The sequence below is a fragment of the Streptomyces sp. NPDC054883 genome (genome assembly GCF_053610645.1).
Window position 1 is genome coordinate 86,659 of the sequence record NZ_JBSGYT010000022.1, and the last position, 24,545, is coordinate 111,203.

Sequence of the window (24,545 nt, forward strand, 5' to 3'; positions counted from 1 at the left end):
GTTGGTATGCAATGGGTCAAGTGAGGTGACCGGGCCCTCGCGTGAGCCCTAGTCTGCGCCAGTACATATGGCTGATCGGATAGTTCCAGCCATCAAACCGGGCGATTGCCCTGGGGGGCCCATGCGTAGATCCAGAGGGCTGACTGCTGCCCTCGTCCTGTCACTGGCCGGTGCCGGCACCGGCATAGGCCTGGTGTTGATGCCCGAGGCGTCCGCCATCACGCCTCCCGTGGCATTCACCGCCGACGAGCTGCCCACCTGGCAGCCCAACGGCATCGTCTGGGCGATGGCCCAGGCGGGCGGCACGGTCTTCGCCGGCGGCACCTTCTCGGCGGTCCGGCCGCCCGACGGCAGTGGCAGCGGCACCGAGCAGGAAGCGGTGAACTTCGTGGCGCTCGACGCCGCGACGGGCGCCCCGACCTCCTGCAAGCTCGCCTTCACCGTCGGCGACGGCAGCGCGACCGTCCGCACCCTGGCCGTCTCGAAGGACAAGAAGACCCTCTACGCGGGCGGCTACTTCGGTGCCGTCAACGGCACGCCGGTCTCCAGCGCCGCCGCGATCGACATCGAGACCTGCACCCCCAAGGCCTCGTTCCACCCCGGTTTCCCCGCCACCGTGCGCGCGTTCGCCGTCAGCGACGACACGCTGTACGCGGCCGGCGACTTCTCCACCGTGGAGGGCCAGACCCGCGAGCGGTTCGCCGCGGTCGACGCCGCCTCCGGTGCGCTCAAGCCCTTCACCGCCAACGCCGACGAGCCCGGCCGGGCGGTCGCGGTCACCCCCGACGGCAAGAACGTGCTCCTGGGCGGCGACTTCTTCACCGTCAACGGTCAGAACACGCACGCCCTGGCGGTCGTGAACGCCACGACCGGCGCCGTCGCCAAGACGTACAGCACCATCCCGTCCAACTCGGTCGTCAAGTCGATCGCCACCGACGCGACCGGCTTCTACACGGGCAACGAGGGCTCCGGCGGCGGTGTCTTCGACGGCCGCATCGGCCTCAACCTCAGTGACTTCAGCGAGAAGTGGCGGGACCGCTGCCTCGGCGCGACCCAGTTCGTCCTGCCGTACGACGGAGTGCTCTACAGCTCCTCGCACGCCCACGACTGCTCCCTCAACGGCGAGTACCCCGACGGCCGCCGGCACCACCTGCTGGCCCAGCCCACCGACTACCAGGGCACGTCCCCCGCGCCGGTGGACGGTTTCGTGGCCTCCCCGCGCAAGCTCGGCTGGTTCCCCGACACCAACGACGGCCTCGGCGAGGGCATCGGCCCGCGCGTGATGGCGGTCGCCGAAAAGGGCGACACCAAGTACATGTGGGTCGGCGGCGAGTTCACCACCGTCAACGGGCTCGCACAGCAGGGCCTGACCCGCTTCGCCTCCACCGGTGACGTCGGCGCCCCGACCACCCCGGTCGCCAGCGCCGCGAGCGTCAAGCCCGGCGAGGTCCAGGTCCGCTGGCGCACCAGCTACGACGAGGACGACAGCAAGCTGACGTACCGGATCTACCGGAACGGCTCGTCCACCCCGGCCCACACCATGACCGCCGACTCGCTGGAGTTCGAGCGGCAGCAGGCCTCCTGGACCGACACCACCGTCAAGGCCGGTCAGTCCTACACCTACCGGGTGACCGCGACCGACGCCGCGGGCAACACCAGCGCACTGTCGGCCACCGCCTCGGTGACGGTCCCCGCCTCGGTCCAGTCGTACCCGAACCAGGTCCGCGCTGACGGTGCCAACCTGTACTGGCGCTACGACGACACCGTCAGCCCCTACGTCGCCGACTCCTCCGCGGACGGCAACACCAGCGGCATCCAGCTGAACGCCCCGGCCCTGCGCCAGACGCCCGGAGCCGTCTCCGGCGCCAGCACCGCGATGGGCTTCAACGGCACCGGCCAGCAGGTGTACAGCGACCACCGCCAGACGGTCGGCAGCAGCTACACCATCGAGACGTGGTTCAAGACGAACACCTCGCGCGGCGGCAAGCTGATCGGCTTCGGCAACAACACCGACCGCAGCAGCGGGTCGTACGACAAGCAGCTGTACATGACCAACGCGGGCCGGCTGGTCTTCGGCGTGTACAACGGCTCGACCAGGACCATCTCCACCGGCCTGTTCGAGACGTACAACGACAACAAGTGGCACCACGTCGTCGGCACCCAGGGCCCCTCGGGCATGGCGCTGTACGTGGACGGCCAGAGCAAGGGCACGCTGAACGTCACCAGCTTCCAGCAGTACGCCGGTTTCTGGCACGTGGGCGGCGACAACCTCGGCAGCTGGCCGAACCGTCCGACGAGCAACTTCTTCGCCGGGCAGATCGACGAGACAGCCGTCTACCCGACGGCGCTGACCCAGGCCCAGGTCAAGAACCACTACGACCTCGCCAAGGCCCCCACCGACACGGTCTCCAAGGTCGTCACGACCGAGGACACCTACATCAACCAGGGCGCCCCCGGCCAGGCCTACGGCACGTCCACCTCGCTCGCGGTGCGCGGCACCTCGGCGTACGAGACGTACCTGCGGTTCAACCTTCCGGCCGCCCCGGCCGGGACGGTCCTCAAGGCGGCCTCACTCCAGTTCAAGACCACGACGCAGACCGGTGCCGGTACGGCCGACACCGTGTCCGTGGTGCCGGTCACCGGCAGCTGGAGCGCCGCGGGCACGACGTTCAACACCAAGCCGACCCTCGGCACCACCCCGCTCGGATCCGTCGCGGGGGTGCCGGACGGCTCGGCGATCCAGAGCGTCGAACTGGACACCACGGCGGTTTCCGCGGTGCTGGGCACCGGCTACAGCATGGCCCTGACGAGCACCGGCACCGACCCGCTGTGGCTCTGGTCCTCGGAGGCGACGGCCGCGGACGCCGCGCCGCAGCTGATCCTCACCTTTGGCCCCAAGTAACGGCCGAGGCACCACCCGCCTGACGGAGTACGGGGCCTGCCCGGGCGGCAGGCCCCGTACTCCTTTCTCCACCACCGGCAAGTACGGGAGCCCCCTGATGTACCGACGTTCCGCAGCGGCTGCTGTTCTGCTGGCCGCCGCCCTGACCCTGACCGCCTGCAGTTCGGACGGCGGCCAGAAGGCCGACTCCGCGGCCGGCAAGCCGAAGCCGCCGGCCGCCTCATCGGCGCCGGATCCGGCCGACAGCCCGGCGGCGCCGACCCCGGCCGGTGCCAAGCCGTCCGGTCCGGTGCTCCCCGACGCGAAACTCACCCCGATGACGGGCACCTTCACCGAGACGGAGAGGAAGTACCTCAGCGGCCGGGTCCCGGAGAAGATGGACCCCGCGGCCGTCCTCCAGACCGGCCAGGAGTCCTGCCAGCGGGTGGAGCGGACGGCGAAGCACGACAAGGACGCGGCGATCGGGGCCATCGTCGCCGGGGAGGTCCCCGGCGCGAAGGACGCCATCCCGTTCCTGTGCCCGGAGCAGAAGCCGGTCCTGGACGCCGCCGAGAAGGGCTTCGGCGACGGCCGCCGGCAGTCGCCCGCCCCGGGCACCTACCGGGCGCTGACCCAGAGCACCACCTGCTCCTGGGAGGCAAAGGGCAAGGACGGCTCGGTCCTCGCCTCGGGCCCCGAGACCCCGCCCAAGGCCGGCGACAAGATCACGGCGACGATCCCGGCGGGCACCGCCGAGTTCAACTCGACGGCCTGCTACGCGTGGGTCCCCGCGTAGCCTGCGGCCGTACCGGAACGCGTACGAGAACGCCCCCGCGGGCGGTGCCACCGCCGCGGGGGCGTTTCCATGTCCCGGCCCGGGGTACTCGCGCCGTCACAAGACCACGAACGTGGAGGCGACTTGACATGCGAGGCATCGGCGGCTGCATAGCCCTGATCGTGGTGGGGGCCATCCTCACCTTCGCGAGCGACTGGCGGATGAAGGGCGTCAACCTCCCTCTCGTCGGCCTGATCATGATGGCGGCGGGTGCGATCGGCCTGGCCGTGTACTCCAGCGTCCTGCGCCGCCGCCGGGCCGCCGGGGTGCTCCCGGTCGTCGAGGACCGGGGCCGCGACATCATCTGACGCGCCGTGCGGGAGAGCTGTCACGCCCCCGCGCCGCGAGCCGACCCGTACACCGGCAGGAGGGTGTCCAGCACCGCGTCCATCGAGAACGACCCCGCCGCCAGCTTCCGGGCGGCGACGGAGGCCGAGCGGTTCGCGTCCGGGTCCAGGAGGCCGAGGACCGCCTCCGCGACCCCCGTCGGACCGGGTTCCACCGCCCGCCCGGCGCCCGCCGCGGCGATGTCCCGGGCCAGGCCGTTGGAGTGGGTCACCACCGCGGGCACGCCCACCGCCAGCGCCTCCAGCACCGACATGGGGAACGGCTCCTCCACCGACGGCAGCACGTACACGTGGGCCCGGCGCAGCTCCGCCAGCACCTCGGCGCCGGACAGTGCCCCGGGGACCGTGAAGCGGTCCGACAGCCCCAGCGCGGCGATCCGCGCCCGGACCGCCGCCAGTTCGCCCTCGTCCGGCCCCGCCACCACGAACTCCGCGTCCGGATGCGCCGCCAGCACCGCCGGGGCCGCGTCCACGAAGTCCACCGGCCGCTTGCGGGCCTGCAGGCGCGCCGAGTACAGGATGCGCGGCGCCCCGGCCGGAGCCGGCCGTTCCTCCTGCGCCGGGGTGCCGTTGACCAGTCGCACCGCCGTGGCCAGCGCGGGCGGCCCCACCACCGCGTTCAGGTCCGCCCGCTCGTGCGGGGTCAGGTACAGCACCGCGTCCGCCCCGCGCAGCACCCGGCGTACCGCCACCGCGTCCAGCACCTTGGCCAGCAGCTTCCCGCTCGGGTCCACCATCCCGTGGGTCTGGAGCACCAGCGGCTTGCGGGCCCGCAGCGCGGCCAGCGCCACCGGCAGCGTCACCAGGTCCCGTGCCAGGTGGACGTGGACCACGTCCGCGTCGCGCACCAGCCGCCCCGCCGAGGCGAGCAGCGCCGGCGAGGTCATCCCGCTGAATCCCAGCGGAAGCAGCCTGCGGGCCGGGAACAGCTTCGCCGGCACGCCCTCCACGTCGGTCGGCCACGGATCGGGGAACCCCTCGCCGAGGGCCAGCAGCCGGGCCTCGTGGCCGCGCGCCCGCAGCCCCTTGGCCAGGTTCAGCGCGACCCGGACCGGCCCGCCGAAGGCGTGCGAGGGGGAGTGCAGCGTCACGGCGTGCAGGACTCTGAGCGCGGCACTCATTTGGGCTCCTCCACCGGGCGGCGCCGCCCGTCCTGGGTCTGCAGGGTCAGCTCGGGCAGGTCCCGGTGGACCACCGCGCCCGCGCCCGCCACGGCGCACCGCCCGATCGTCACGCCCGCCAGCACGGTGGCCCGTACCGCCACCCACGCCCCGTCCTCCACGACGATGGGCGCGTTGCGGTAGCGGAAGTCGGCGGCCCGGTGGTCGTGCGAACCGGTGCACAGCATCGCCTCCTGGGAGAGGCACACGTTCGCACCGATGGTCACCGGCTCAAGGTTCAGCAGCCACGCGCCCTCGCCGATCCACGCGTGGTCCCCGACCGTCAGCTTCCACGGCCACAGCACCCGCACCTTGTGCCGGATCAGCACGCCCTCGCCGATCCGGGCGCCGAACGCGCGCAGCAACGCCACCCGCACCCGGGCCGGACAGAACCACGCCATGAAGAGCGTGTTCATCACGGCGAACCAGAGCGCCTGCGTCAGCAGTCCGCGCCCCTTGTCGTATCCGGTCAGCGTGAAGGAAGGAAGATCACGCAACAGTCGCCCCCATCGTCCGCCCCCGACAGCCACCCCGTCGCGCCTCCCCGGGCGCAGCCCGCTCAGACTAGACTGCGCGCGGACCGGGCACATGGGGTGGGGGCGGCAGTGGCAACGGACGTACGCAGGCCCCCCGTCGCGGTACCGGTGCCGCGGGAAGCGGGGCAGTGGGGCCGGGTCACCACCCCGCGCACCCTGCTCTCGCGGGCGCTGTCCGTCCCGCTGATCCTCGGGTTCACCGTCTTCCTCCCGCTCTTCGTCGCCATCCAGCCCGGCGACGGCCAGCACGACGCCGCCTTCTGGCTCCAGCTGCTGCTCACCATGTACGCGGGTGCCCGGCTGTCCGCGATGGTCCTGACGAGTCGGCGCAAGCTGCTCCAGGGCTCGTTCTGGCTCTTCGTCTACATGGCGATGGGCGTGGCCCCGCTCGCCCAGGCCGTCCTCGGCCGGGTCCCGACACCCGTCGTCGGCCCCCGCTACGACCTCACCACCGCGATCGGCCTCGTCCTGCTGGGCTGTACCGCGTTCGACGTCGGCGTGCTGCTGGCCCGGCACCGCCCGACGGGCCGCGCGGGCGGCGGCGCCCAGAAGGATAAACGGCCGGTCATGGCCCACCGGCGGCGCCTGCAACTGCTCACCGGGATCGCCTTCCTGTGCAGCGCGGCGTTCATCGTGAAGCTCGGCGGCCCAGCGGTCTTCTTCTCCAGCCGGCAGGAGATCATCGCGGGCATCGAGGAAGCGGGCGTCTCCAACGGCGACGGCCAGGCGGGCCAGGCCCTGCTGCGCGGCTTCGGCACGGTACCGGCGCTGCTGGCGCTGCTGCTGTACACGCGCTGGCTGATCACCTCGGAGTACGCCCGCCGCAAGGTGTCGATCATCGTGACGTGGGGCGCGCTCGCGCTGCTGAACCTGGTGGTCAACAACCCGGTCTCCAACCCGCGCTACTGGTTCCTGACGGTCATGTTCGCGCTGCTGTTCACGGTCTTCCCGGTGAGCGCGGCGATGTACCGGGTGGCGCTGTCGATGGCCGTGGTGGTCGCGCTGCTCGTCTTCCCGTTCGCGGACCGCTTCCGGTACGACGAGAAGAACTACAAGCCGGTCGAGACGACGTCCTTCCTGGAGCCGATGGCGCTGAAGGACTACGACCAGATCGGCATGTTCGCGAACACCATCACCTACTCGAACTCGGGCCCGGGCCATCTGTACGGGCGCCAGCTCGCGGGGTCGGTGTTCTTCGCGGTGCCGAGGTCGGTGTGGCCGGGGAAGCCGAAGGACACGGGCGTGATGATCGGGGAGTGGATGGGGGCGGTCAACACCAACCTCTCGTCCCCGATCTGGGCGGAGCTGTGGATCGACTTCGGGCCGCTGGGCATGGGCGCGGGGCTGCTGGGGATGGGCTACGCGGCCGCCCGGGTGGACCGCCGGTACGCGAAGCGGGCCACCAGGCGGTCGCCGCCGGGGAGCCTGATCTCGGTGGTGGTCCCACTGGTGGCGGGCTACTCCTTCATCCTGCTGCGGGGCCCGCTGCTCCAGGCGTCGGGGCGGGTGGCGATAGCGGGCCTCTGCCTGGCGCTGGTCGCGACGTTCCGCGAGGACAAGTCGGCCCGCCTCCGCTGATCGGCGGGCCCGGGTTTCCCCGCCGGGCCGGCAAAATCAGCCCCGCCGGCGCTTGAGGCGCGGGGTCCGGGGCGGAGCCCCAGGGGTCCGGTGGAGCTGGAGCCGCGCGCGCAGCGGCGCCGCACCCGGCCGGTCAGGCCGGTTCCGCCGACGGGGCGGCCGCCGGGGCCGGGGCCGGGACCGCGGGGTCCGGGAGGCGGGAGACCCGCGTCCAGGCCGCCGCCGCCTTCGCGGCCGAACCCGCCGCCAGGCCCCACGCGGCGCCCGCCACCCCCCACACCGCGTACCCCCCCAACAGCAGGGCCACCGACAGCAGCGAGAACACCACCTGCAACGACAGCGTCGCCTTCGGCTCCAGCACCCGCAGCGTCAGCAGCGCACAGGTCCCGAGCCCCATCACGGCGTACTGCGCCCCCGTCGCCGGGAGCAGCGCCGCCGCCGCCCCCCACGTGTCGCCCAGCAGCTGCCGCCCCACCGCCCCCGGCAGCGCGTACAGCACCGCGCCCCACGCCGCGCCGAGGGCCGCCAGCACCCCGCCCGTCAACAGCGTCAGCCGGACCACGCCCCGCTTGCCCGAGGCCCGCCCCACCACCGGCGGCCCGAACGCGTTCGCCGAGTTGAACAGCACGTTCAGCGGCCCGAACAGCGTCGTCGCACCCCGCAGCGCACCGACCGCCAACGGCGTGGCGAACACCCCCAGTCCGAGCACCGCGAGCTGGCTGGAGCCGTTGCCCACCGCGAACTCGACCACGAAGCGCTGCCCCAGGTGCCCGCGCCGCAGGTACGGTCGCAGGTCCACCCGCGACCCGCGCACGTACGGCCGCAGCAGCCACAGCCCGAGCGCGAGCGCCGGCAGTGCCGAGACCCCCCACACCAGCACCAGCCGCCCCGCCGAAGCCCCTTCGGGCTGCAGCAGGAGCGCTCCGACCACGCCCACCAGCCGCGCCGTATCGGCGGCCAGCGCCCGCTCCGGCACGCGCAGCGCCGAGAAGCAGTACCGCAGCCCGTCCTGCACCAGCACCAGCGGCAGTACCAGCCCCAGCGCGAGGAACGCCCACCCCGCGGCCCCCGGCAGCAGCACGCCCACCAGGGCCAGCGCCGCCCCGGCCACGGCAGAGGCGGCCGCGGTGAAGGCGAGGCCCGAACGGCACACCGCGCCCAGGCGTTCCCCGGGCTTCTCCAGCACCACCGTCTGGCCGACGTACGCCATGTTCAGCCCGAGCAGCACCGTGAAGGCCACGTACACCATCGAGAAGTCGGCGAAACCGGACGCCGACGACAGTCGGGCGGCCAGCACCAGCACCAGGATGTTGGTGGCGCTGGAAGCGGCCTGGTCCAGGACCGAGGCGACGGCGGCGAGACCCCCGCGCCTCACCGCCGGCCCGTGCGGACCGTGCGCAGCGCCACGGTGTCGGTGCCGTCACCGGGGATGTGCTGCTCCTGCTGGGCGACCTCGTACGGGATCGGCTGCGGCTCCGGCTTGCGGGCCGCAGCCGGGGCCGCGGGAGCGGCCGGGGCGCCGCCCTTGTCCTTCCCCTTGCCGCGGCCGCCGCGCTTGTCGCCGGGCAGCGGCGTGTGCAGCACCGCGCCCAGCACGGTCCCGCCGGCGCCGCTGATGAGCTCACGGATCCGGGACAGGTCGCTGCGGTGCACCGCCCGCGGGTCGCAGACCACGAGGACGCCGTCGACCCGGTCGACGAGCGCGAGGGCGTCCGCGTACGAGAGGACCGGCGGGGCGAGCACCACGACGGTGGAGTTGGGGGAGTCGGCCTCGGAGATCAGCCGGGTGGCGCGCGGCGAGGTCAGCGCGCGGGCGACGTTGCGCACCGGCTCGCCGGGGATCAGGTCGAAGGCGCCCGACTCCCCGGCGTCCACGACGAGCTGGCGCCCGTCGGGCCAGTCGGAGTCGCCCTGCTGCCCCGGCTGACCGCCCGGGCCCGGGCCGCCCGGCATCTGGCTCCAGCGCGGGCGCCCGCCCGCGTCGGTCGGCAGCTGGCTGGCCAGTACCGGAGTGCGCAGGTCGGCCTCGATCAGCAGGACGTCCTTGCCGGTCTCCGCGAAGGAGGCGGCGAGGTTCACGGCGACCGCGGCGGCGGTCTCGCTGCTGCCGCGCGGCGCGACCACCAGCAGTCGGCGCCGGTCGGCGAAGCGGGAGTCGTAGGCGAGCCGGAAGGCCACCGACCGGAACTCCTCGGCGAGGCGCGGGTCCTCCTCACCGGCCGCGAGTAGCGGGCCGCCCCCGGTCTTGTCCCGCGGCAGGGAGCCCAGGACGGGTGCGCGCAGGGCCCGCGCCACATCGCCGTCGGAGCGCGGCGCCGGGTCGAAGACGAGCCGGACCCAGGCGGCGAGCAGGCCGAGCGCCAGACCCACGGCCGCGCCGAGCGCGAGGGACATCGGGATGCCCGGTCCGTCGGAGTCACCGGGCGGGGTCGCGGGGCTGGTGACGCGGCCGGGCGCCATGTCCAGCGCCTGGAGCTTGGCGATGTTGCTGTTGAGGGTGTTGACCTTGCTCTGGAGGTCGGTCTTGGAGGAGTACGCCGCGTCCCGCCCCGGGCCCGAGGGCATGGTGTTGATCTGCTTGACGAGCTCGTCGAGCTGCTTGGCGACCGGATCGCGCTGGTCCTGGTAGCCCTTGACCATCTTGTCGCGGGTGACGTCGAGGGCCTCTTGCCGCTTGAGCAGGTACGCCGCGGTCATCGCGTTGGCGCGCTTGGCGGCCTCCCCGGGGGAGGACGCGGTGTAGGTGAAGCGGAGCACCATCGTCTGCGGCGGGTTGGTGACCTGCAGGCCGCTGCGCAAGGCGGTGACGCCGGACTCCGGCACGCCGAGCTTCTTCGCCGCCTCGTCTGCCGTGGAAGAGCTGAGCGCGACCTGGCGCTCCGAGCCGATGTTGATCGCCTTGTCGGGCGCCAGGCTCGGGTTGAAGGGGTCGTCGGTGGGTGCGCGGAGCACGATGTCGGCCGTCGCGACGTAGGTGTCCGCCGTGGAGACGCCGAGGTAGACGCCGCCCAGCAGGCCTATGCCGATGCCCGCGCCGAGGAGCCGGCGGTAGCGCAGGAGCTGGCGGAACTGGTCCCTCAGGAGGTCCGGTTCGTCCTCGGCGGGGGCCGCTGCCGGCCGGTTCGTCTCGATCACGGCCGGGAACCCCCAAGTGCTTCGTCCATCAGTGCGTCGATGCGGGCCAGCCCCGCTTCGCGGCTCAGGTGCGCCGCCACGTGGACGGGTCCGGCGGCGCCGAGGGCGTCCGCGGCCGCCGGGTCCTCGGCCAGCGCCCGTACGGCCTTGAGCAGGGCGTGCGGGTCCTCCGGCGGTACGAGCACCCCCGCGCCGGAACGTTCCACCTCCTGGGCGGTCCCGCCCTGCGCCGCGACGGACGCGACGACGGGCCGGCCGGCCTGGAAGTACGAGGTCAGCTTGGAGGGCACGCTCATGTCGAGCACCGCCGCGTGCTGGGTGACCGCGAGCACGTCCGCCGCCGCGAGGACATCGGGGAACTCGCCGTCGGCGGCAGGAGGGATGATGTCGAGGTTCGGTACGTCCGCCGCGAGGCCGGCGAGGGCCGCGCGCTGGCTGCCGTCCCCCATGAGGACGAAGCGGACCTCCGGGTCCAGCCGGGCGGCGCCCACCAGGACTTCCAGTCCCTGCTTGAGGCCCATGTTCCCGGAGTGCAGGACCACCGTCTGGCCCGGCGCCCAGCCGAGGTGCCGGCGGGTCTCGCCGCGCGGCTTGGTCGGCACGGCCACGTGCGACCAGTTGGGCACCAGGCGGATCTTCTCCTCGGGCACGCCCATCCCGACGACCCGGTCCACGAAGGTCTCGTGGATGACGCCGACCAGGGTGGCGCGCCGCAGTGCGTAGGCCTCGGCGCGCCCGGCCAGCGCGGCCGCCTTGTCACCGCCGCGGATCCCGCTCTGCGCGGCGGCGGCGCCCATCAGGTCCTGGACGACCGGGACGTAGGGGACCTGCCACTTGGCGGCGAGACGGGCGGCGAGCACCCCGCCGGCCAGGCTGGGCATCTGGGCGAGGACCGCGTCCGGCTTCGGCATCCGGGGCGGGGCCACGGCGCCGTGCAGCAGTATCGATCCTTCGAACAGGGCCCGGCGCACGGCGGTCTGGCGCGGCGGCACGGTGTGCGCACGCCGGTGCACGGTGACACCCGCGCGCTGCTCCGTGCGCCGGAGCGCCCCCCGGTATTCCGGCTCCAGCGACCAGGCCGGATAGTGCGGCATGCCCGCGAATACGTGCGTCTCGTGGCCGAGATCCGCCCAGTGTTCCGCGATCTGGGTGGCGTACGGCCCAATCCCGGCGTGCTCGGGCGCGTAATTGGTGGAAACCAGCAGCAGTCGCCGGTGACCGGATCTGGACACTGGGCGTCCCCTTCCCCCCCTGGATGATGCGCACGTCACCCTATTCGTTCACCCGCGTGGTGCGGAACGTGCACGCTATTGTCTGCTAATCCGCTACGCCGGGGGGTGTGGCTTCTGGGGGGTAAGAAATGACGGAGCAGGACATGTCCGACCTCGGCGCGCCCGCGCGCAGGCCGTATCGGGTCGGCTACGCGCCGGGCGCCTACGACCTGTTCCACATCGGACACCTCAACATCCTCCGGCACGCCCGCAGTCAGTGCGACTACCTGGTGGCGGGGGTGGTCTCGGACGAGATGGCCGAACTCGCCAAGGGCCGGCGGCCGATGATCCCGCTCGTCGAACGACTGGAAATCGTCCGCAGCGTCAAGTACGTCGACGCGGCCTTCGTCGAGACGGTTCCCGACAAGGTGGAGACCTGGAAGCAGGTCCGCTTCGACGTCATCTTCAAGGGCGACGACTGGCGCGGCACCCCCAAGGGCCACCGGCTGGAGCAGGACTTCGCCGCGCACGGCGTCGACGTCGTCTACTTCCCCTATACGGTCCACACCTCCAGCACGCAGCTGCGCCGGGCGCTCGACGCCCTGGCGCAGCCGCTCCCGGAGCCCCTCACCGCGGAACTGCGCTGAGCTCCCGGAACCACTTCGCGAGGAACGCCAGCAGGAACAGCACGGCGACCGCGCCCAGCCCGGCGTACGCCCAGCGGAACAGCCCGCCGCCGCCGAGCAGCAGGAAGACCACGCAGAACACCCCGTAGTCCACGGGCAGCAACGCCACCGCCCGCAGCGTCGACGGGGTCGCTGCCGGGCTCCCCGGCGCCGGCCTGGGCTTGAGCTTCTCGGTGAGCAGGCCGCCGAAGAAGGTGACGACGGCGGCGAACTGGAAGCCCAGCGGCACCAGCAGCCAGCCGCCGGACGCCGTCCCGCCCGCGCCGGTGCCGTACGCGTCGGGGAAGCGGTAGAAGGCGATCAGCACACAGGTGTGCAGCGCCGTCAGCTTGGCGCAGTCCACGACGTGGTCGAGCCACTCGCCCGCGGCGCTGCCGCCCCCGCGCAGCCGGGCGAGCTGTCCGTCCGCCGAGTCGAAGGCGAAGCCGGCCGCGAGCGCCGCCCACACCGCGATCCCCAGCCCCCACGAGGGCGCGGCCAGCGCGACCGCCGCCGCGGCGGCGAAGCTGAAGGCCGCGCTGATCAGCGTCACCTGGTTCGGGCTGAGTCCGAGCGCGTACGAACCGGCGGCCAGGTACCGCCCGGCGGGCCGGTTGACGAACCGCGAGTAGAGCGACACCCCCTTCGCCGACTTCTGCGCCCCGCGCAGCTCCCGCAGCGCGGTCCCGACTCTCGGCATCGACGCAAGCCCCTTCGGAACGGATGTGTGTACGACGTGTGTGCGTACGAAGGGCACATCATCGCAGGACGCACACGGCATTCGGCTCCGGATGCGCCCTTGCGTCTTGAAGCAGCGGTACCGACCGCTCAGCCCGCCACCCGCAGCAGCAGCACCGCCCGCGCCGGGACCGTCAGGGGCTCGCCACCCCGGTGCCGGGTACCGGGCGCCGCCGACTGCTCCTCCCGCGAGGTGTCCAGCACGAGCTCGTACGACGCGGCCCACGGCGCACCCGGCAGCACCCACTCCACCGGCCGGTCCCCGGCGTGCAGCAACGCCAGGAAGCTGTCGTCGACGACCTGCCGCCCCCGCTCGTCCCGGCCCGGGATGTCCCGCCCCGAGAGGTACAGGCCGAGCGCGGCGGCGGGTGCGTACCAGTCCCGCTCGGTCATCTCCGTCCCCGCCGGGGTGAACCACGCCAGGTCGCGCAGGCCGTCCGCGTCCTGGGCCCGCCCGGAGAAGAACGCCCGCCTGCGCAGCACCGGGTGCTCCCGGCGCAGCGCCGTCAGACGGGTGGTCAGCGCGAACAGCTCCTGCCAGGCCGGGTCCTCCAGCAGCGACCAGTCCAGCCAGCTCGTCCCGTTGTCCTGGCAGTACGCGTTGTTGTTGCCGCCCTGCGTCCGGCCGAACTCGTCACCGGCCACCAGCATCGGCACCCCCGTCGACAGCAGCAGCGTGGTGAGCATGTTGCGCAGCTGGCGCCGGCGCAGTGCCCCGATCCGGGGGTCTTCCGTCTCGCCCTCCGCCCCGCAGTTCCACGACCGGTTGTCGTTGGTGCCGTCCCGGCCGTCCTCCCCGTTCGCCTCGTTGTGCTTGCGCTCGTACGACACCAGGTCCCGCAGGGTGAAACCGTCGTGCGCGGTCACGAAGTTCACCGAGGCGTACGGCCGTCGCCCGCCCCACGCGTAGAGGTCGCTCGACCCCGACAGCCGGTATCCCAGATCCCGTACGTCGGGCAGCGCGCCCCGCCAGAAATCCCGGACGGCGTCCCGGTAGCGGTCGTTCCACTCCGTCCACAGCGGCGGGAACGCGCCCACCTGGTACCCGCCCGAGCCCACGTCCCACGGTTCGGCGATCAGTTTGACCCGCCGCAGCACCGGGTCCTGGGCGATCACCGCCAGGAACGGCGAGAGCATGTCCACGTCGTGCATGGAACGCGCCAGGGCCGCCGCCAGGTCGAAGCGGAAGCCGTCGACGCCCATCTCCGTCACCCAGTACCGCAGCGAATCGGTGATCAACCGCAGCACGTTCGGCCGGCCCGCGTGCAGGGTGTTCCCGCACCCCGTGTAATCCGCGTACCGGCGCTGGTCGTTCTGGAGCCGGTAGTAGCCCCGGTTGTCGATCCCGCGCAGCGACAGCGTCGGCCCCAGCTCGCCCGCCTCCGCGGTGTGGTTGTAGACCACGTCGAGGATGACCTCGATACCGGCCGCGTGCAGCGCCCGCACCATCCGCTTGAACTCGCCGACCTGCTGACCGGCCGTGCCGCTCGACGAATACGCGGCGTGCGGGGCGAAGTAGCCGATCGAGTTGTAACCCCAGTAGTTGCGCATCCCCCGGCGCAGCAGGTGGTCCTCGTGCGCGAACTGGTGCACCGGCAGCAGCTCCACCGCCGTCACCCCGAGCCGGGTCAGGTGCTCGATCGCCGCGGGGTGGGCGAGCCCCGCGTAGGTCCCGCGCAGCCGCTCGGGCACCTCCGGGTGGCGCATGGTGAACCCGCGCACGTGCAGCTCGTAGATCACCGAGTCGGCCCAGGGCGTCTTCGGCCGGACGTCGTCCGCCCAGTCGTCGTCGTCGTGCACCACGACGCCCTTGGGGACGTGCGGGGCCGAGTCCCGGTCGTCGCGCACGGTGTCCGCGATGTACTGCTGCGGCCAGTCCCGCACGTGGCCGTACACCTCGGGCGGCAGCGCGCCGTAGTCGTTGCCCGGCCGCGCGTCCACGGCCCGGGCGTACGGGTCCAGGAGCAGCTTCGCCGGGTTGTGCCGGGACCCCGTCCAGGGGTCCCAGCGGCCGTGCACCCGGAAGCCGTACCGCTGCCCGGGCCGCACGCCCGGGACGAAGCCGTGCCAGATCTCGTGGGTGAGCTCCGTCAGGGCGCAGCGGGTCTCGGCGCCGTGCCCGTCGAACAGGCAGAGCTCCACCGACTCCGCGCCCGGGGCCCACAGCGCGAAATTGGTGCCCGCCACCCCGTCCGGCCCCGACCGGTAGCGGGCGCCCAGCGGGTGCGAGGACCCGGGCCACACCGGCGGTCCGGGGGGCGCCGGAACCCGTAGGGTCCGGGCTTTGGGCAGGCCGTTGACCTGTCCGTCGGCCCGGCCGGCCGGCCCGCCCCGCGGCTGCCCGTCCGGCTGCCCGTCGACGGGCGGCGCGGGCGCGCTCCCGTTGACCCGTACCTCTCCGGCGACGGTTTCCACCGCCTCTTGCTCGGCTGCGCTCGACACTGCCCGCCTCCACGGCTCTCGGTACCTGCGGGGGCAGGGGAGTGCGGCCCCGGCGTCCCGGCCCGGGCCCGCCCCCGTCTGGTCCTTCCCACTGTTCTGCCCGCACCGCCCCGCCCGGAACGTCGGCCGCGCCCACGTTTCCCCCCGAGGGGCCCGGTCGTTGGACAGGGCGTGACTCTTCTGACGAGGCGGGCAGGGGCGGGCTTGGCGGCCGTCGCGGTATGGGCGGCCCTGCTGGGCGGCCTGAGCGGCTGCACCGGGGACGGCCGCTCACCGGTCGAGATCCAGCTGCCCGGCAAACCCCGCTCCCCGGACGAGGCCATCCGGATCGTTCCCGAGGACAACGCCAAGGGGGTACCCGCCGACGGCCCCTTGACCGTCAAGGTCGCCGAGGGGCGGCTGGAGCGGGTGGTGGTCACGAAGGTCGAGGACGCCCAGGAGGAGCGGCTCCCGGGCGCGATCGCCGCCGACGGACTCAGCTGGAGCCCCGACCCGGCGGCCGGACGGCTCGCGCTCGCGGCCAAGTACACCGTCGACGCGGTCGCCCTCGACGGCCACGACCGCCGGCAGGCCCGGCACACCACCTTCACCACCTACGTGCCGGAGGAGCGGTTCATCGGCTACTTCCGGCCCGAGAACCGCTCGACCGTGGGCACCGGGATGATCGTCTCCTTCCGGTTCAACCGCTCCATCAAGCAGCGCGCCGCCGTAGAACGGGCCATCACCGTCAGCTCCGTGCCCCCCGTCAAGGCCGTGGGCCACTGGTTCGGCGACGACCGGCTCGACTTCCGGCCCAAGGAGTTCTGGAAGCCCGGGACCGAGGTCACCATCCGGATGGACCTCCGCGACGTCGAGGGCTCGCCCGGCGTGTACGGCATCCAGGACAAGACGGTCACCTTCAAGGTAGGCCGTTCGCAGATCTCCACCGTGGACGCGGCCGCGCACACCATGGAGGTCCGCCGCGAGGGCCGGCTGCTGTCCACCCTGCCCATCACCGCCGGGGCGCCCAAGAACACCACGTACAACGGGAAGATGGTGGTGATGGAGATGTTCGACGTCACCCGCATGAACGGCCAGACCGTCGGCTTCGGCGGCGAGTACGACATCCCCGACGTCCCGCACGCCATGCGGCTCACCACCTCGGGCACCTTCCTGCACGGCAACTACTGGGCCAGCCCCGACACCTTCGGCTCCCTCAACACCAGCCACGGCTGTGTCGGTCTGCGCGACGACAAGGGCGGCGGCTCGGACACCCCGGCGGGCTGGTTCTTCGACCGTTCGCTCGTCGGCGACGTGGTCGAGGTCGTCAACTCCCAGGACAAGACGGTCGCGGGGGACAACGGCCTGGGCGGCTGGAACCTCTCCTGGGCCGACTGGGTCGCCGGCTCCGCGACCGGCTGACCGCCGGGCCCCGGCCGGGACGCGGCTCGCACACCAGTTGGGACGGAACGGTGACAAGACCGTGCCTTCACGTGATCTCCCCATGTGATTTCCTGGCGGGAAGCGCGCGACTGTCCGCGCGGGGGACATGGGGAGAACAAGAGTGAACCTGCAGCCGATCCGCGGCCGCGTCCGCACCGGCCTGCCGGCCCTTCTGCTGGGAGCGGCGCTGCTCTTCACCAGCGCCTGCAGCGGCGGTGCAGACAGCGGGGGCGGTGCCGGGGGCGGCGCCGGCGGCAAGGGTGGCGGCAAGACCGGCACCGAGGCGTCCAAGGCCGTGGTCAACGTCAAGCCGGACGACGGCTCCAAGGAAGTCGCCACGAGCGGCGTCCTGAAGATATCCAGCACCGGCGGCAAGCTCACCACGGTGACGGTCGCCGACACCAAGGGCAACGCGGTGGACGGCAAGATGGGCGCCGACGGGGCCAGCTGGGAGCCGTCGCGCAACCTCGCCGCCGCCACCGAGTACAAGGTGCACGTGGTCGCCAAGGACGAGGCCGGCCGGGAGTCCGCCAAGGACACCACCTTCACCACCCTCACGCCGACGAACACGTTCGTCGGCCACTACACCCCCGAGGACGGGGAGACCGTCGGCGTGGGTATGCCCGTGTCGGTCAACTTCACCCGGGGCATCACCAACACCGAGGCCGTCGAGAAGGCCATCACCGTCACGGCGGAGCCGAACGTGCCGGTCGAGGGCCACTGGTTCGGCAACGACCGCCTCGACTTCCGCCCCGAGAAGTACTGGGCCGCGGGCACCAAGGTGACCGTGAAGATCGCCCTCGACGGGGTCGAAGGCCGCCCGGGCGTCTACGGCAAGCAGACCCGTACCGTCCACTTCACCATCGGCCGTTCCCAGGTCTCCACGGTCGACGCGAGCGCGCACACGATGGAGGTCGTCCGCGACGGCCAGGTGCTCAAGAACCTGCCGATCACCGCCGGCGCCCCGTCGACCACCACGTACAACGGTCAGATGGTCATCAGCGAGAAGTACAAGGTGACCCGGATGAACGGCGCGACCGTCGGCTTCGGCGGCGAGTACGACATCTCCGACGTCCCGCACGCCATGCGCCTGTCGAACTCCGGCACCTTCGTGCACGGCAACTACTGGGCCTCCAGCAGCACGTTCGGTTCGGAGAACGTCAGCCACGGCTGCGTCGGCCTCAAGGACGCGCGCGGCGCGGGCGACGACGACCAGCCCGCCGCCTGGTTCTTCAACGAGTCGCTGATCGGCGACGTGGTCGTCGTGAAGAACTCCAAGGACAAGCAGATCGCCCCGGACAACGGCCTCAACGGCTGGAACATGGACTGGTCGGAGTGGATCAAGTAGTCCCCTCCCGTACGTGATCCGGTGGCCCGGTGCTGTGACCCACAGCACCGGGCCACTCCGCGTTAACCGCGGCTAACCTTCCCGTATGACCCTCTCTCTCGAAGTCTCCGAAGGCGTCGGCACCCTCCGCCTGGACCGGCCGCCCATGAACGCCCTGGACATCGCCACCCAGGACCGGCTGCGCGAGCTCGCGGTGGAGGCCACCGACCGTGCCGACGTCCGCGCGGTGATCGTCTACGGCGGCGAGAAGGTGTTCGCGGCCGGCGCGGACATCAAGGAGATGCAGACGATGGACCACGCGGCCATGGTCGCCCGCTCACGCGGGCTCCAGGACGCCTTCACCGCCGTCGCGCGGATCCCCAAGCCGGTCGTCGCGGCCGTCACCGGCTACGCCCTGGGCGGCGGTTGCGAGCTCGCGCTGTGCGCCGACTACCGGATCGCCGCGGACAACGCCAAGCTCGGCCAGCCCGAGATCCTGCTCGGCCTGATCCCGGGCGCCGGCGGCACCCAGCGGCTGTCCCGGCTGATCGGCCCCTCCAAGGCCAAGGACCTGATCTTCACCGGCCGCATGGTCAAGGCGGACGAGGCGCTCGCCCTCGGGCTGGTGGACCGGGTGGTACCGGCCGCCGAGGTGTACGAGCAGGCGCACGCCTGGGCGGCGAAGCTCGCGCAGGGCCCGGCCCTTGCGCTGCGCGCCGCCAAGGAGTGCGTGGACGCCGGACTGGAGGCGGACATCGACACCGGACTGACCATCGAACGCAACTGGTTCGCCGGGCTGTTCGCCACCGAGGACCGCGAGCGCGGCATGCGCAGCTTCGTCGAGGAGGGCCCGGGCAAGGCCAAGTTCCTCTAGGCCCTGTCCGTACGGCGCCGGGCTGCCGCTCCTTCCTCGGGGTGTATTAGCCAGGCCTTAAGGCAGCCTTAAGGCCGAACGGTGATCCACTCACCGTGATCACCGGTGCGCGGCGTGTCACACCAGGTCAGACCGGTGGCGCGGCCCCCTGGTTGCCCTGCGCATATGCCCGACCGCCCCCTGGGAATCGGTGGACCCCGGGGGGTGTTTTCCCGCGGAACGGCCCGGAGCGGCGGTGTGGCCGTCCATGATGGGTGCATGGCGGGCCTGGAGGGTGTGGAGCAGCCGCGGCAGCGCGGCGGCGCTTCGGCGGTACGGATGGCGGCGGCTCTTGAGGAGGAGCAGGGCCTCAGGGCGCTGGAGTTGTACGGGAACCCCGCCGAGGCGGAAGTCACCCTGCCGTCCATGCCCGAGTCCGCCGGTACGGCGCGCCGGCTGACCCAGTCCGTGGTGATCCGGCTGTGGGGCCTGTCGCCGCAGATCGCCGAGCACACCGTCCTGCTGGTCTCGGAACTCGTGGGCAACGCGGTGCGGCACACCGGCGCGCGGTCGTTCGGCCTGCGGCTGGTGCGCCGTCGCGGATGGATCCGGGTCGAGGTGCGCGATCCCTCGCGCGGGCTGCCCTGCCTGATGCCGGTCCACGAGATGGACACGACGGGCCGCGGGCTCTTCCTCGTGGACAAGCTGTCCGACCGCTGGGGCGCCGACCTGCTGCCGCGCGGCAAGATCACCTGGTTCGAGATGCGGGTGGCCGACCGCTGAAACGCCAGAAACCCCCTGTCGCCGTGTGATGGGGCGCCGTGGGGGTTTCATGGGTGCGCCGAGGATCGAAGGGGGTGTGATCCTCGGCGGGGGACTTCGCTCGGGTCAAAGGGAAGCCGTGATTCCGACTATGGCAGACGAGCGACCAAATGCCAAAACCTCAAACTCGGACATAAGTGTGTATAACCTAAGAGTTCACAGCTAAATCCTAGGTGAGGTGGCCCACTCACCTCGTAATCGATGAATAAGTATCGACCGCTGTGAGTGAATCGTTGATCACATAGCGGACGGGCCCTCTGGTGGAGCCCTTCTGAGGCAGGTGCCGAACTGGGTCAATCAGCCTTTACGGGGGCATCCGCACCTTAAATGGGCAGGTGCCCTGCTACCCGGACCGCCGATCCGCCCTCCTCGCCGGTGCCGCGGTCGCCGCCGGCGCCCTCACCGCCGCCTGTGGAACCGCGACCGCGCCCCGGGCGGCCGCTCCCGCCGCCACCCCGGCCGGACCCGCCCCGGCGGCCGCCGCACCGGGCCCGCGCCGGTTCGCCGGCCAGCCCGTCGAGATCGGCCACGGCTCCCGGGACCGCCCGCGCGTCGCCCTCACCTTCCACGGCAACGGCGACCCGGCGACGGGGCGGGCCGTCCTCGCCGAGGCGGAGCGGGCGGGCGCGCGCGTGACCGTACTGGCGATCGGCACCTGGCTCGACGAGCACCCCGACATGGCCCGCCGGGTCCTGGACGGCGGCCACGAGCTCGGCAACCACACCCAGCGCCACCTCGCGATCAACTCCATGCCGGAGGACGAGGCCTACGCGGAGATCACCGGCTGCGCCCAGCGCCTCAAGCGCCTCACCGGCTCGATCGGCACCTGGTTCCGCCCCTCGCAGACCCAGTACGCGACCCCGCTCGTCCAGAAGCTCGCCCAGCGGGCCGGCTACCCGCACGTCCTCTCGTACGACGTGGACTCCCTCGACTTCACCTCGCCCGGCGCCGCGGCCGTCATCCGCAACGTCACCGGGACGATCCACGCCGGATCAGTGGTGAGCCTGCACTTCGGCTACGCGGACACGGTCGACGCGATGCCGCCCCTCCTCGAAGAACTCGCGCGTCGCCAACTGCGCGCGGTGACCACCACGGAGCTGCTGACCCCATGACGACGAATCGCCTTCCCCGGAAGGCCACCGTGCTGCTTGCCGGACTGGTTCTCGCGGCCCTGGCCGGGTGCGGAGCCGGGGGAAAGAGCGCGACCGAGGCGCTCGGCTCCAAGGGGCCCGCCCGGCCGGCCAAGGCGGAGCCCGCGGGGCCGCCCGGACTGGCCGGAATGCCGCCGGTGCTCGACCCCCACGACGTCTACGCGGCCGACCGGCCGAACCAGCTGTCCCCGGTCGTCAAGAACTTCCCGTCCCGCGTCTACGTACCGAACACCGGCTCCAACACCGTGTCCGTCATCGACCCGAAGACCTACAAGGTCATCGACACCATCCCGGTCGGCATCCAGCCCCAGCACGTGGTGCCCTCCTGGGACATGAAGACCCTGTGGGTCAACAACAACCGCGGCCACACGCTCACCCCCATCAACCCGGCCACCGGCGAGGCGGGTGACCCCGTCGAGGTGCACGACCCGTACAACCTGTACTTCACCCCCAACGGCAAGTACGCGGTCGTGATGGCCTCGATGGACCGCGAGCTGGTCTTCCGCGATCCGCACACCATGAACCGGGTGAAGACCGTCCCGGTGACCTGTTACGGCGTCAACCACGCGGACTTCTCCCTCGACGGCCGGTACTTCATCGTGAGCTGCGAGTTCTCCGGCGAACTGATCAAGGTCGACACCGAGAAGATGGAGATCGTCGGCCAGCAGAAGCTGCCCTTCGAAGGCGCCATGCCACAGGACGTCAAGGTCTCCCCGGACGGAAAGACCTTCTACGTCGCGGACATGATGGCGCACGGCATGTGGGTGCTCAGCGGCGACAAGTTCGGCACACCGAAGCTCCTCCCCACCGGAAAGGGCTGCCACGGGCTGTACGTCAGCCGCGACTCCAAGGAGATGTACATCTCCAACCGGGGCGAGGGCAGCATCTCCGTCTTCGACTTCAAGGCGAACAAGCTCACCAAGAAGTGGGAGCTCCCGGACGGCGGCAGCCCCGACATGGGCGGCGTCTCCGCCGACGGCAAGGTGCTGTGGCTCTCGGGCCGCTACAACTCGGAGGTCTACGCGATCGACACGGCCACCGGCGAGGAGCTGGCCAAGATCCCGGTCGGCTCCGGCCCCCACGGCCTCGCCGTCTACCCCCAGCCCGGCCGCTACTCGCTCGGCCACACCGGCATCTTCCGGTAGGGGCGGCCACGGCGTGACGGTGCCCCGGGAGCCGTGCGAGCTCCCGGGGCACCGCCCGTTCCCGTCCGCCCTACGCCGGGGGCGTCACCAGGCGACGGGCAGCCGCTCGGGCAGCCGCTTGATGAAGCCCGTACGCCAGACGAGGTTCTCGGCCGGCACCGCGAGCCGCAGCTCAGGCAGCCGCTCCGCCAGCACCTCCAGGGCGATCTCCGCGTGCACCCGGCCCAGCGCGGACGCCGGGCAGAAGTGCCGCCCGGCGCCGAAGGCCAGATGGGCGTTGGCGCTCTGCCGCTCCAGGTTCAGCTCCTGCGGGTCCCCGAAGGCCTCCGGGTCGAAGTTGGCCCCCTCCAGCAGTACGAGGACCAGCTCGCCCTCCTTCACCAGCACGTCCCCCACCTGCACGTCGGCCAGGGCGATGCGCGGCAGGCCGTCACCGACGGACAGGTTCCAGCGCAGCAGCTCGTCCACCGCCGCGCCCATCCGCTCCGGATGCGCGCGCAGGTACCCGATCAGCTCCGGACGCCGGAGCAGCGCGAGGACCGCGAGCACCAGGAACGCGGACGTGGACACCGCGCCCGCCCCGAAGAGCGAGACGGCGACCGTCGCGAACATCTCGTCGGTCAGGTGCGCCGACTCCGGATCGCCCTCCTTCAGCCCGGCGAACGTGCCGAGGAGCCCCGTACGCTCCTCGGCCGGCAGCGCGAGCTGGACGTTCAGCTGCTCGACGAAGTAGCCGACGTCCTTGTACCAGTTCAGTGCCGAGTCGGCGAACGGTTCGCGTGCGGTCATGAACGCGACGTCCAGCCCGGACATCAGCCGGCGGTGGTCCTCGAAGGGAACGCCCAGCACCTGACAGTGCAGCGCCGCCGAGAAGGGGTCGGCGAACCCCGCCCGGAGGTCGGCCGGACCGCCCTCTGCCACGATCTGGTCGATCAGCTCCCCGGCCTTGGCGCGCAGCCAGTCCCGCAGGCCCTTCTGGCGCGGGTTGAGCGCCTTCATCACCGCGCTGCGCAGCCCGGCGCTGTTGATGTTGCCCATGTTGTTGACGACCTCGGGCGGGATCGTCAGCGCGTACTGGCGCGGCACACCGGCGTTCGCGGTGTCCTTCAGGCTGAACCGCTCGTCCTCCAGCACCTGCTTGGCCAGCGCGTAACTGCTCACCAGCCACGCCGGGTCCCCGGTCAGGGTGCGGACCTTCGCCACCGGCGCCTTCTCGCGCAGCCAGTCGCACTCCGCGGGGAGCACGTCACCGCGCCGCGACAGCGGGAAGTCGAGGAGGGCGTCATCGGCCCCCGCGCCCTGTCGGCTCTCCCGGCCCTCAAGCTGCTCGACGCTCATCGACGGTCCCTTCGGTCGGTGCGTGGTTCGCGGCTCTCGCGTGGCGCTCGGTGCCCGGGTCGTTCTCGGCCGCCGGGTGCGGGGCGGCCGCCGCGGCCTCCGGACGTACGACGGCGTACGCCTGGTTGCGGGTCGCGCGCAGGCCCCCGCCGCGCGCGAAGAGGACATCCGTCATCGGCATCTTGACGTGGTAGGCCGCCACCGAGGACGGCACGTCGAGAATGCTCGGGGTGTCCACGAAGAAGGGCAGCTCCGCCGCCATGTAGTCGAAACAGATCTGCAACTGGCCGTCGGTGATGGATTCACCTTCCGGCAACTTCGATCCGACGAAATGGAGGGCCATTTCCTCGCAGCCCTTACGGAACTCGTCATCGGTTTGCAGGAAATGCAGAACCCGTCGGTGCAGTAGTTGGTACACGGGGTTCGACTCGAACTCCGAAAGTGCCCTCACTCGTATCTCGGCATGCGGGGAACCGGACTCCTCGACACCTTTGAGAATCCTTCGCCGCACTGCCTTGATCTCCTTCGCGGCGCGCTTCTCCGCGTGTTCCGTGGTGTAGCCGAAGGCGGCGAACATCCGGTCCACGTGGCGGTCCGCGTAGACGAAGTCGACCTGCGCGAAGCGGGTCGTCGCCCATCGGGCAAGACTGCCGATGCGCTCGGAGCTGAAGTAGCTGTTGCCGGGACTCACTCCGATGAGCACATGGTCGCCGTCTTCCCAGATATGGCGGCAAGTGCGGGTGAAGGGCAGCACTTCGAATGATGCGTCAGTTGTGATCGTCACCTGTGATCGCCCTTTTTGCCGCTTGTCCCTGGGAGCCCTGCGCTCCTGGTGTGGCGGCAATGCCGGTACGTTATGCCGTGATCCCGGAGCGTGACAAGTGGGGGCCGGATCTGTTGGCTGGAATTATCGCTTCCGGCTGCCGGGAGGCGAATTGAATTTATATCTGCCGGCCGAA

The 24,545-nt window shown here is 71.8% G+C and carries 20 protein-coding genes; 11 read left to right on the top strand and 9 right to left on the bottom strand.

What is annotated here, in order from left to right; translation table 11 throughout:
- The first annotated feature begins 121 nt into the window (after positions 1-121).
- The 3 genes from ACWGH1_RS18260 to ACWGH1_RS18270 all read left to right on the top strand — a co-directional run bounded on the left by ACWGH1_RS18260 (position 122) and on the right by ACWGH1_RS18270 (position 4,024).
- Positions 122-2,902: a CBM96 family carbohydrate-binding protein gene (locus ACWGH1_RS18260; RefSeq protein ID WP_453356288.1), complete on the top strand. Its 2,781-nt coding sequence runs from the start codon at positions 122-124 to the stop codon at positions 2,900-2,902.
- 97 nt (positions 2,903-2,999) lie between these two features.
- Positions 3,000-3,677, top strand: coding sequence for a hypothetical protein (locus tag ACWGH1_RS18265; RefSeq protein ID WP_453408822.1), 678 nt, complete (start codon positions 3,000-3,002; stop codon positions 3,675-3,677).
- Positions 3,678-3,805: 128 nt separating this feature from the next.
- Positions 3,806-4,024 (top strand): hypothetical protein, encoded by a 219-nt coding sequence (locus ACWGH1_RS18270; protein WP_453356629.1) that lies wholly within the window; start codon positions 3,806-3,808, stop codon positions 4,022-4,024.
- A gap of 20 nt (positions 4,025-4,044) precedes the next feature.
- On the opposite strand, the gene ACWGH1_RS18275 is transcribed toward ACWGH1_RS18270, so the two are convergent.
- Both ACWGH1_RS18275 and ACWGH1_RS18280 read right to left on the bottom strand, forming a co-directional pair.
- Positions 4,045-5,184, bottom strand: coding sequence for a glycosyltransferase (locus ACWGH1_RS18275; RefSeq protein ID WP_453356630.1), 1,140 nt, complete (start codon positions 5,182-5,184; stop codon positions 4,045-4,047).
- A complete protein-coding gene (locus tag ACWGH1_RS18280; RefSeq protein WP_453356631.1) occupies positions 5,181-5,720 on the bottom strand; it encodes a WcaF family extracellular polysaccharide biosynthesis acetyltransferase in 540 nt (179 codons plus the stop codon). Before ACWGH1_RS18280 ends, ACWGH1_RS18275 begins: the two co-directional genes overlap by 4 nt.
- A gap of 108 nt (positions 5,721-5,828) precedes the next feature.
- Here ACWGH1_RS18280 and ACWGH1_RS18285 point away from each other — a divergent pair, with 108 nt between their 5' ends.
- Entirely contained in the window at positions 5,829-7,337 is a 1,509-nt protein-coding gene (locus ACWGH1_RS18285; RefSeq protein WP_453356632.1) for a hypothetical protein, read from the top strand.
- A gap of 133 nt (positions 7,338-7,470) precedes the next feature.
- Here ACWGH1_RS18285 and ACWGH1_RS18290 read toward each other — a convergent pair whose 3' ends face one another.
- From ACWGH1_RS18290 to ACWGH1_RS18300, 3 genes are read right to left on the bottom strand one after another with little or no spacing between them, the layout of a single operon-like run.
- A complete protein-coding gene (locus ACWGH1_RS18290) occupies positions 7,471-8,712 on the bottom strand; it encodes a hypothetical protein (RefSeq protein WP_453408823.1) in 1,242 nt (413 codons plus the stop codon).
- Positions 8,709-10,472, bottom strand: coding sequence for a lipopolysaccharide biosynthesis protein (locus ACWGH1_RS18295; protein WP_453408824.1), 1,764 nt, complete (start codon positions 10,470-10,472; stop codon positions 8,709-8,711). The genes ACWGH1_RS18290 and ACWGH1_RS18295 overlap by 4 nt, the downstream gene beginning before the upstream one ends.
- The gene (locus ACWGH1_RS18300; RefSeq protein WP_453352999.1) at positions 10,469-11,674 is read right to left on the bottom strand and encodes a glycosyltransferase; all 1,206 of its coding nucleotides are present in this window, start codon (positions 11,672-11,674) and stop codon (positions 10,469-10,471) included. The genes ACWGH1_RS18295 and ACWGH1_RS18300 overlap by 4 nt, the downstream gene beginning before the upstream one ends.
- A 158-nt stretch (positions 11,675-11,832) precedes the next feature.
- On the opposite strand from ACWGH1_RS18300, the gene ACWGH1_RS18305 reads away from it, so the two are divergent.
- Positions 11,833-12,330: an adenylyltransferase/cytidyltransferase family protein gene (locus ACWGH1_RS18305; protein WP_453352997.1), complete on the top strand. Its 498-nt coding sequence runs from the start codon at positions 11,833-11,835 to the stop codon at positions 12,328-12,330.
- Here the strand turns inward: ACWGH1_RS18305 and ACWGH1_RS18310 are convergent.
- On the bottom strand, positions 12,311-13,048 hold the full coding sequence (locus tag ACWGH1_RS18310; RefSeq protein WP_453352996.1) for a CDP-alcohol phosphatidyltransferase family protein: 738 nt from the start codon (positions 13,046-13,048) through the stop codon (positions 12,311-12,313). The genes ACWGH1_RS18305 and ACWGH1_RS18310 overlap by 20 nt on opposite strands.
- A gap of 128 nt (positions 13,049-13,176) precedes the next feature.
- Positions 13,177-15,528: a glycogen debranching protein GlgX gene (gene glgX / locus ACWGH1_RS18315; RefSeq protein WP_453352995.1), complete on the bottom strand. Its 2,352-nt coding sequence runs from the start codon at positions 15,526-15,528 to the stop codon at positions 13,177-13,179.
- A gap of 180 nt (positions 15,529-15,708) precedes the next feature.
- Here glgX and ACWGH1_RS18320 point away from each other — a divergent pair, with 180 nt between their 5' ends.
- From ACWGH1_RS18320 to ACWGH1_RS18345, 6 genes are all read left to right on the top strand, one after another.
- Positions 15,709-16,929 (top strand): L,D-transpeptidase, encoded by a 1,221-nt coding sequence (locus tag ACWGH1_RS18320; RefSeq protein WP_453408826.1) that lies wholly within the window; start codon positions 15,709-15,711, stop codon positions 16,927-16,929.
- Positions 16,930-17,056: 127 nt separating this feature from the next.
- Complete coding sequence (locus ACWGH1_RS18325; RefSeq protein WP_453352993.1) at positions 17,057-18,298, top strand: L,D-transpeptidase; 1,242 nt, start codon at positions 17,057-17,059, stop codon at positions 18,296-18,298.
- An 85-nt stretch (positions 18,299-18,383) separates the two neighbouring features.
- Positions 18,384-19,151 (top strand): enoyl-CoA hydratase/isomerase family protein, encoded by a 768-nt coding sequence (locus ACWGH1_RS18330; protein ID WP_453352992.1) that lies wholly within the window; start codon positions 18,384-18,386, stop codon positions 19,149-19,151.
- 258 nt (positions 19,152-19,409) lie between these two features.
- Complete coding sequence (locus ACWGH1_RS18335) at positions 19,410-19,913, top strand: ATP-binding protein (protein WP_453352991.1); 504 nt, start codon at positions 19,410-19,412, stop codon at positions 19,911-19,913.
- 374 nt (positions 19,914-20,287) lie between these two features.
- On the top strand, positions 20,288-21,064 hold the full coding sequence (locus tag ACWGH1_RS18340; RefSeq protein WP_453352990.1) for a polysaccharide deacetylase family protein: 777 nt from the start codon (positions 20,288-20,290) through the stop codon (positions 21,062-21,064).
- On the top strand, positions 21,061-22,248 hold the full coding sequence (locus tag ACWGH1_RS18345; protein ID WP_453352989.1) for a YncE family protein: 1,188 nt from the start codon (positions 21,061-21,063) through the stop codon (positions 22,246-22,248). Before ACWGH1_RS18340 ends, ACWGH1_RS18345 begins: the two co-directional genes overlap by 4 nt.
- A gap of 84 nt (positions 22,249-22,332) precedes the next feature.
- Here ACWGH1_RS18345 and ACWGH1_RS18350 read toward each other — a convergent pair whose 3' ends face one another.
- Both ACWGH1_RS18350 and ACWGH1_RS18355 read right to left on the bottom strand, forming a co-directional pair.
- On the bottom strand, positions 22,333-23,586 hold the full coding sequence (locus ACWGH1_RS18350) for a cytochrome P450 (protein ID WP_453354882.1): 1,254 nt from the start codon (positions 23,584-23,586) through the stop codon (positions 22,333-22,335).
- Complete coding sequence (locus ACWGH1_RS18355; RefSeq protein WP_453354881.1) at positions 23,567-24,370, bottom strand: tRNA-dependent cyclodipeptide synthase; 804 nt, start codon at positions 24,368-24,370, stop codon at positions 23,567-23,569. Before ACWGH1_RS18355 ends, ACWGH1_RS18350 begins: the two co-directional genes overlap by 20 nt.
- Positions 24,371-24,545 lie beyond the last annotated feature (175 nt).

Coding starts and splice junctions, on each gene's coding strand:
- ACWGH1_RS18260 (WP_453356288.1), top strand. CDS start 122: ATGCGTAGATCCAGAGGGCTGACTGCTGCCCTCGTCCTGTCACTGGCC.
- ACWGH1_RS18265 (WP_453408822.1), top strand. CDS start 3,000: ATGTACCGACGTTCCGCAGCGGCTGCTGTTCTGCTGGCCGCCGCCCTG.
- ACWGH1_RS18270 (WP_453356629.1), top strand. CDS start 3,806: ATGCGAGGCATCGGCGGCTGCATAGCCCTGATCGTGGTGGGGGCCATC.
- ACWGH1_RS18275 (WP_453356630.1), bottom strand. CDS start 5,184: ATGAGTGCCGCGCTCAGAGTCCTGCACGCCGTGACGCTGCACTCCCCC.
- ACWGH1_RS18305 (WP_453352997.1), top strand. CDS start 11,833: ATGACGGAGCAGGACATGTCCGACCTCGGCGCGCCCGCGCGCAGGCCG.
- ACWGH1_RS18310 (WP_453352996.1), bottom strand. CDS start 13,048: ATGCCGAGAGTCGGGACCGCGCTGCGGGAGCTGCGCGGGGCGCAGAAG.
- ACWGH1_RS18325 (WP_453352993.1), top strand. CDS start 17,057: ATGGGGAGAACAAGAGTGAACCTGCAGCCGATCCGCGGCCGCGTCCGC.
- ACWGH1_RS18330 (WP_453352992.1), top strand. CDS start 18,384: ATGACCCTCTCTCTCGAAGTCTCCGAAGGCGTCGGCACCCTCCGCCTG.
- ACWGH1_RS18335 (WP_453352991.1), top strand. CDS start 19,410: ATGGCGGGCCTGGAGGGTGTGGAGCAGCCGCGGCAGCGCGGCGGCGCT.
- ACWGH1_RS18345 (WP_453352989.1), top strand. CDS start 21,061: ATGACGACGAATCGCCTTCCCCGGAAGGCCACCGTGCTGCTTGCCGGA.
- ACWGH1_RS18350 (WP_453354882.1), bottom strand. CDS start 23,586: ATGAGCGTCGAGCAGCTTGAGGGCCGGGAGAGCCGACAGGGCGCGGGG.